General features: G+C 57.9%; 1 pseudogene. It reads left to right on the top strand.

The window, feature by feature from the left end:
- Nucleotides 1–382: pseudogene (locus tag AWU74_RS08755) on the top strand (IS5 family transposase); the annotation flags it as partial.

The following is a 382-nucleotide window of genomic DNA, read 5'->3' as shown; positions in this document are numbered from 1 at the left end:
AAGAATGCCGAAAGACAACCGTTTGTTTATCAACGCGGTAGCGTGGCAGACGCGCACGGGCGCTCCGTGGAGAGACATACCGCCAGAATTCGGGAACTGGAACAGCATACACAAGCGGTTTTGCCGCTGGCGGGACAAGGGAATAGGGAAAATGCTGGCGGACGCCGCAATAGGCGAGCCTGCCGGGGATATTTTTATGATAGATTCGACGTATATCAAGGCACACGCGGACGCGTGCGGGGCGCGCGGCGGCACTCAGGACATTAGCCGCACAAAAGGGGGCTGAACAGCAAATTACACTTGGTAGTTGACGAGTACGGGATACCGGCAAGCGGCATTGTGACAAGCGGTACTGTCGCGGACTGCAGCCAAGCGCCCCTCC

It is taken from the genome of Treponema endosymbiont of Eucomonympha sp. (assembly GCF_001028545.1).
This window is presented reverse-complemented; position numbering and strand designations above follow the sequence as displayed.